General features: G+C 59.3%; 4 protein-coding genes and 3 pseudogenes. 3 read left to right on the top strand and 4 right to left on the bottom strand.

Features of this window, described 5'->3' with window-relative positions; translation table 11 throughout:
* Positions 1 to 403 (top strand): annotated as a pseudogene (gene eda / locus DQ405_RS23365) (bifunctional 4-hydroxy-2-oxoglutarate aldolase/2-dehydro-3-deoxy-phosphogluconate aldolase); the annotation flags it as partial.
* A 176-nt stretch (positions 404 to 579) separates the two neighbouring features.
* Here the strand turns inward: eda and DQ405_RS23360 are convergent.
* Both DQ405_RS23360 and DQ405_RS23355 read right to left on the bottom strand, forming a co-directional pair.
* On the bottom strand, positions 580 to 1,785 hold the full coding sequence (locus DQ405_RS23360) for an aminotransferase class V-fold PLP-dependent enzyme (protein WP_168426292.1): 1,206 nt from the start codon (positions 1,783 to 1,785) through the stop codon (positions 580 to 582).
* Between the two features lie 10 nt (positions 1,786 to 1,795).
* Positions 1,796 to 2,032 (bottom strand): DUF3820 family protein, encoded by a 237-nt coding sequence (locus tag DQ405_RS23355; protein ID WP_003193750.1) that lies wholly within the window; start codon positions 2,030 to 2,032, stop codon positions 1,796 to 1,798.
* Positions 2,033 to 2,236: 204 nt separating this feature from the next.
* Here DQ405_RS23355 and DQ405_RS23350 point away from each other — a divergent pair, with 204 nt between their 5' ends.
* Positions 2,237 to 2,704: a ferritin-like domain-containing protein gene (locus DQ405_RS23350; RefSeq protein ID WP_168426291.1), complete on the top strand. Its 468-nt coding sequence runs from the start codon at positions 2,237 to 2,239 to the stop codon at positions 2,702 to 2,704.
* 134 nt (positions 2,705 to 2,838) lie between these two features.
* On the opposite strand, the gene DQ405_RS23345 is transcribed toward DQ405_RS23350, so the two are convergent.
* Positions 2,839 to 3,309 carry a MaoC family dehydratase gene (locus DQ405_RS23345; protein ID WP_003193747.1) on the bottom strand — a complete coding sequence of 157 codons (471 nt, stop codon included), beginning with the start codon at positions 3,307 to 3,309 and terminating at the stop codon, positions 2,839 to 2,841.
* A gap of 57 nt (positions 3,310 to 3,366) precedes the next feature.
* Positions 3,367 to 4,310: pseudogene (locus tag DQ405_RS23340) on the bottom strand (alpha/beta hydrolase).
* 220 nt (positions 4,311 to 4,530) lie between these two features.
* On the opposite strand from DQ405_RS23340, the pseudogene DQ405_RS23335 reads away from it, so the two are divergent.
* A pseudogene (locus DQ405_RS23335) lies at positions 4,531 to 6,067 on the top strand (long-chain-fatty-acid--CoA ligase); the annotation flags it as partial.

Below are 6,067 nucleotides of genomic sequence, written 5' to 3'. Positions count from 1 at the left end.
CTCGAAGCGGCCGAAGTGGCGGGCTCGCAATTTATCGTCACCCCTGGCATCACCCGCGACCTGCTGGAAGCCTCGGTGCACAGCCCGATCCCGCTGCTGCCGGGCATCAGCAACGCCTCCGGCATCATGGAAGGCTACGGCCTGGGTTATCGCCGCTTCAAACTGTTCCCGGCTGAAGTCAGCGGTGGTGTTGCTGCCATCAAGGCGCTCGGCGGCCCGTTCGGCGAAGTCAAATTCTGCCCGACTGGCGGTGTTTGGCCCAGCCAACATCAAGAGCTACATGGCGTTGAAAAACGTGATGTGCGTGGGGGGCAGCTGGATGCTGGATCCGGAGTGGGTCAAGAACGGCGACTGGGCGCGTATCCAGGAAGTCACTGCCCAGGCGCTGGCGCTGCTGGACTGAACGGATTTATCGAATCGTTGTTGCTGTGCTTAACGGCATTTTTGCGGCGCACTTGGTCGGTGTGCCGCTTTTTTTTGCCTGTAGAAAAACCTCAAGCACATCGCCGCTCTGAAGGTGGGAGCTGGCTTGCCTGCGATAGCCATTTATCAGTTAGCCCATCTTTGGCTGATACACCGTTATCGCAGGCAAGCCCGCACACAGTTTTTAATCGGTGTTTTAGTTTTGGTGATCGCGTGGACTAGCGCATTGATGTTCGCCGCCGACGTCACCAGCCCCGGCGTCACCCGGATACAGGTGCCAAACGCTGCCCCCGTGCGCGTAGTGGTGAACAGGCCGTGCTCCTTGAGCAACCTGTCCACCATCGCCTGCTGATCACGCCCGATAAACTTGAAGGCGGTGATCCCGCAATACAGTCGCGGGTCATCCGAAGTCAGCACTTCGATCCCCGTCAACGGCCGCACCTGGTTCACCCACAGGTTGCGCAGGTAATTGACGCGTGCGCCCTTGGCTGCAGCGCCCCCCAATTGTCGATGCTCTTCAAACACCAGAGGCAAGGTCATCAGCGCCGGAAAGTTCGGCGTGCTGTAGGACGTACGCGCTCGCACATCGGTGGCTGGGTAATGGAACTCGCCCATATCCGGGTCGATATCGGCCAGGCGCTCCGGTGCGATGTACAAAAAGCCCAGGGTCAACGGCGCGCCGATCCACTTGTGCAGGTTGAAGCCTGCGAACTGAATGCCCAGTTCGGCCAGGTTGAATTCGATCTGGCCCAAGGCGTGGGCGCCGTCGAGGATCACGTCGATTCCTCGTTCGCGCGCTGCCTTGGCAATGGCCGCAACCGGCATGACCAGGCCCGTACGGTGGGTCACATGGGTCAAGGCCATTAATTTCAGGCGCGGGTACTGCACAAACGCATCGTGATAAGTCTGCACCAAGCTGTCGAAACGGGCCGGGTGGGTGTGGGCCACCTCTATGACTTCCACGCCGCGAGTCGCTGCCAGCCAGCGCATGGCGCCTTTGACTGTGTCGTATTCCAGATCAGTGATCAGCACCTGGTCGCCCGGTTGCAGGCGGTTGTAGTTGCGGATCAGCGACTGCAAGGCTTCGGTGGCGTTACGGGTGAAAGCGACCGACTCGGGGTCGACAGCAATCAACCCGGCCAACTGGCGGCGTATCTCGTTGTTTTCACCCTGTTCAAAACGCTGGCGCACATGCACAGCGTTGCTGCGGTTGATAAAGTTGATGTGCTCAAGGTATTGGGCCTGCACCGCCCGGCTCATGCGCCCGAAGTAGCCGTTTTCCAGGTTGATCGGGCCGGGCTCGCACTCGTAACGCTGAGCGATGGCCTGCCAGTGCGCTTCGTTATCGGCATTCCTTGGCATGGTGGGTCTCCTAGTGGCGGGGGGCGGGTCTGCCGTGTTTGGCGCGCAGTGGCTCAAGCAATTCGGACAGACCGTTGTGGTCGATTTCCTGCATCAAGGCCAGCAAACCGCCCAGCTCCCCGTGGGGGAAACCTTCGCGGGCGAACCAATTCAGGTAGGGCCCAGGCAAGTCGGCAATGATCCGGCCTTTGTATTTGCCGAAGGGCATTTGGCGGGTGATGAGCAGTTCGAGTTTTTCGGGATTCATGAGCGTCGCAGGGTTGAGGCCAGGCTTTCGAAAATACAGGCATTCTGCATGAAGGCCAAATGACAGATCATGCAAATAACCAAGATACAGATGGTTCAATAATTCGTAACTTATTGAAATAAAACGTAAAAATAATTTTTGAAAACCTGGCACGGGCGCTGCAATAACCAAGGCAACCTTCTAACCCGTACAAGGAATTGAAAAATGACTGATATCAACAAAGAATCGATCTCCGTACTGAACGACCTGATCGAGACCAGCATCGACGGCCAAAAGGGTTTCAAGGAATGCGCTGAAGACATCAAGCATCCAGAACTCAAGGCCCTGCTTGCCAAACGCTCCGCTGATTGCGCGACAGCCGCTGCTGAACTGAAAACTGCTGTGCGTGCCTTGGGTGGCGATCCTGAAGATTCCGGCAGCATGGCTGGCGCCCTGCACCGTGGCTGGGTCGACGTGAAGTCGATGGTCACTGGCAAGGACGAAGAGGCCGTATTGAACGAAGCCGAGCGCGGTGAAGACCACGCACTGAAGGCTTACAAGGAAGCGATCGAGAAGATCAACAAGCACAACCTGGTGGGCATTCGTGACTTGGTTGAGCGTCAGTACCACGGTGTACAGCGCAACCACGACCAGGTAAAAGCCCTGCGTAACCAGGCTCGCGCTCAGTCGTAAGCCCTTTGTTGGAAATGTTCTGAAGAATGTGGGAGGGGGCTTGCCCCCGATGGCGGAGTATCAGTCACTGCAGCTGTGACTTGACTTGCGCTATCGGGGGGCAAGCCCCCTCCCACATTGGTACTGCGTGAATGTCAGCCGATGCTGATCGGCGGCAATTCGGTCAAGGTCACGACTTGCTGCTTACGCGGTGCCAGAATCTCTGCCTCGCCATCTACCACCAACTCATCACGCTGGTTGAACACCCGAGTGGCAATGCGCACGCGAAACTTCGGCAGTTTCTCGAGGATTTCCAAGCGCACGGTCAATGTGTCGCCGATCTTTACCGGCTTCTGGAAGGTCATCTGCTGGCCGATGTAAATCGTGCCCGGCCCAGGCAACTCACAAGCCACCGCCGCGCTGATCAGCGCACCGCTGAACATGCCGTGGGCAATCCGCTCCTTGAACATGGTTGCCTTGGCGTATTCAGCATCCAGGTGCACCGGGTTGTGGTCGCCGGACATGGCGGCGAACAACTGGATATCACGCTCTTCGACGGTTTTGCTGAAGCTGGCGGTCTGGCCTACTTCGAGCGCTTCGTACGGGGTGTTGGTTACCTGGGTCATCTAAAGGTGCATCCTGTGGCTTATCGATAATTAATCGGCTGATTTTAAAAGCAAAAACTATTCGCAGCGGGTGGGCCTGCGCAACGCCAGCGCCTGTTCCAGCCAGCTCAGCAGGTCGGCGGTGACTTCATCACGGTTGGTTTCGTTGAACACTTCATGGCGCGCTGCGGGTAGAGCGTCAATTGCACGTCCTGGCAACCGGCTTCACGCAGGGCGTGGGCCAGGTCCTTGAGACGCTTGCCTTCACTCACCGGATCACAATCGCCGCCCATCACCAGGATCGGCAGGCCAGGATCGATCTGCGCCAGGTTGGAGACTTTGCTGATCTGCTGCAAGCCGCCCAGCAGGTCGATCCACAGTTGATTGGTGCAACGAAAGCCACAGAGTGGGTCGTTGATGTAGTTATCCACTTCAACCGGGTCGCGGCTGAGCCAGTCGAATTTGGTGCGGTTGGGCTTGAAGGCTTTGTTGAATGAGCCGAACGACAGGAAGTCGATCAACGCACTGCGCCCTCGCAGGCCTTGGCGCGCTCGCTCGATGCGCGCGATGATTTGCGCTGCACGGTAGAGGGCCACCGGCTGGAAATTCGAGCCGCTGAGTATTGCGCCATGCAAGCTGGCACTGTGATGCAGCAAGTACGCCTGGGAGATATAGCTGCCCATGCTGTGGCCCAGCAGGATGATCGGCAGCCCGGGATGCTGTTGGCCGATGTGCTGATTGAGGCTGGCCAGATCGCCCACTACTTTGTTCCAGCCATCCGTTTCAGCATATAGCCCAATAGTGCCGGCCTCTGCAGTGCGGCCATGCCCGCGCTGGTCCAGCGCATACACACCCAGGCCTGCTGCACACAATGCCTGCGCCAGGCGCGCATAGCGGCCGCCATGCTCGGCCATGCCATGGGAGATCATCACCACGGCCCTGGGTGGCCCGTCGGGCAGCCATTGGTTGACGTACAGACGGGTGTGGTCGTTCGCGGTCAGCCAGAAGGTGCTGTGGTTCATGGCGGCTTCCTTTGCTCAGGGTGGTTGCATTGTATAGCTCATCCGGCGTGGGGCGGGGTATCTGCCTACGCCTTAGGTACAAGATTCATACAATCAATGACACAGTTCAGCGTCTTGCCTGTTTTGGCCATAGCTGCTAACTTCCCCAAAGCTCCGCTTCTTATTGCTGCACATCTGCATGGCAGCGGCCGGACACACTCAGGTAAAGAGGACAAGAATAATGCAACCTGATTTCTGGAATGACAAACGCGCGGCGGGAGTCCCCAATGCCATCGACCTCAGCACCTACAAGTCGGTGATCGAGGTTTTCGAGCGTTCCTGCAAGACCTTTGCCGACCGTCCGGCATTCAGCAGCATGGGCATTACCCTCACCTACGCAGAACTTGAACGCCAGAGTGCGGCGTTTGCCGGTTACCTGCAGCAGCACACCGACCTCAAGCCCGGCGAGCGCATCGCGGTGCAGCTGCCCAACGTGCTGCATTACCCGGTGGCGGTGTTCGGCGCACTGCGCGCCGGGCTGATCGTGGTCAACACCAACCCGCTGTATACCCCGCGCGAGATGCGCCACCAGTTCAAGGACGCCGGTGTGCGCGCGCTGGTCTACCTCAACCTGTTCGGTTCGCGGGTGCAGGAGGTATGCACCGACACCGAGATCGACTACCTGATCGAAGCCAGGATGGGCGATTTTCATGCCCGCCGCCAAAGGCTGGCTGGTCAACACCGTGGTCGACAAGGTGAAGAAGATGGTTCCGGCCTACCACCTGCCGCGAGCAGTGTCGTTCAAGCGCGCCCTGCGCATGGGCGCGGGCCTTGGGGTGACGCGCCATCCGGTGACCCTGGACGACGTCGCCGTGCTGCAATACACCGGCGGCACCACCGGCCTGGCCAAGGGCGCGATGCTCACCCACGGCAACCTGGTGGCGAATATGCAGCAGGTGCGGGCGTGCATGTCGCAACTGGGCGACGACGGCCATCCGCTGATCAAGGAAGGGCAGGAGGTGATGATTGCACCGCTGCCGCTGTACCACATCTATGCATTCACGGCCAATTGCATGTGCATGATGGTCTCCGGCAACCACAACGTGCTGATCACCAACCCACGGGACATCGGCGGGTTTATCAAGGAGCTCAAGCAGTGGCAGTTCTCCGGCCTGTTGGGGCTGAACACCCTGTTTGTGGCGCTGCTGGACCACCCGGATTTCAAGAGCCTGGACTTCTCCCACCTCAAGATCACCAACTCCGGCGGCACCGCCCTGGTCAAGGCCACGGCGGAACGCTGGAAGGCGGTGACCGGCTGCGCCATCGGCGAAGGCTACGGCCTCACCGAAAACCTCGCCAGTGGCCAGTACCAACCCCTACGGCGGCCTGTCGCGCCTGGGTACCGTGGGCATCCCGGTGCCGGGTACGGCGATGAAAGTCGTCGATGACCTGGGGCAAGAACTGCCTTTGGGCGAGCGCGGCGAGCTGTGCATCCAGGGCCCACAAGTGATGAAGGGCTACTGGCAGCAACCGGCCGCCACCGCCGAAACCTTGGACGCCGATGGCTGGTTGAAGACCGGTGACATTGCGGTGATCGACACCGATGGCTACATCAGTATTGTGGATCGCAAGAAGGATTTGATCATCGTCTCGGGTTTCAACGTGTACCCCAACGAAATCGAAGACGTGATCATGGCCCATCCGGCCGTGGCCAACTGCGCCGTGATCGGCGTACCGGACGAGCGCACGGGGGAGGCGGTGAAGCTGTTCGTGGTGGC

Source organism: Pseudomonas sp. SST3 (assembly GCF_003325755.1).
The sequence above is the reverse complement of the archived record's forward strand: the minus strand, read 5'-3'. Positions and strand labels throughout refer to the sequence as shown.

Excerpts from the sequence above, each read along its gene's own strand:
- DQ405_RS23345 (WP_003193747.1), bottom strand. The coding sequence starts at position 3,309 with ATGACCCAGGTAACCAACACCCCGTACGAAGCGCTCGAAGTAGGCCAG.
- DQ405_RS23360 (WP_168426292.1), bottom strand. The coding sequence starts at position 1,785 with ATGCCAAGGAATGCCGATAACGAAGCGCACTGGCAGGCCATCGCTCAG.
- DQ405_RS23350 (WP_168426291.1), top strand. The coding sequence starts at position 2,237 with ATGACTGATATCAACAAAGAATCGATCTCCGTACTGAACGACCTGATC.
- DQ405_RS23355 (WP_003193750.1), bottom strand. The coding sequence starts at position 2,032 with ATGAATCCCGAAAAACTCGAACTGCTCATCACCCGCCAAATGCCCTTC.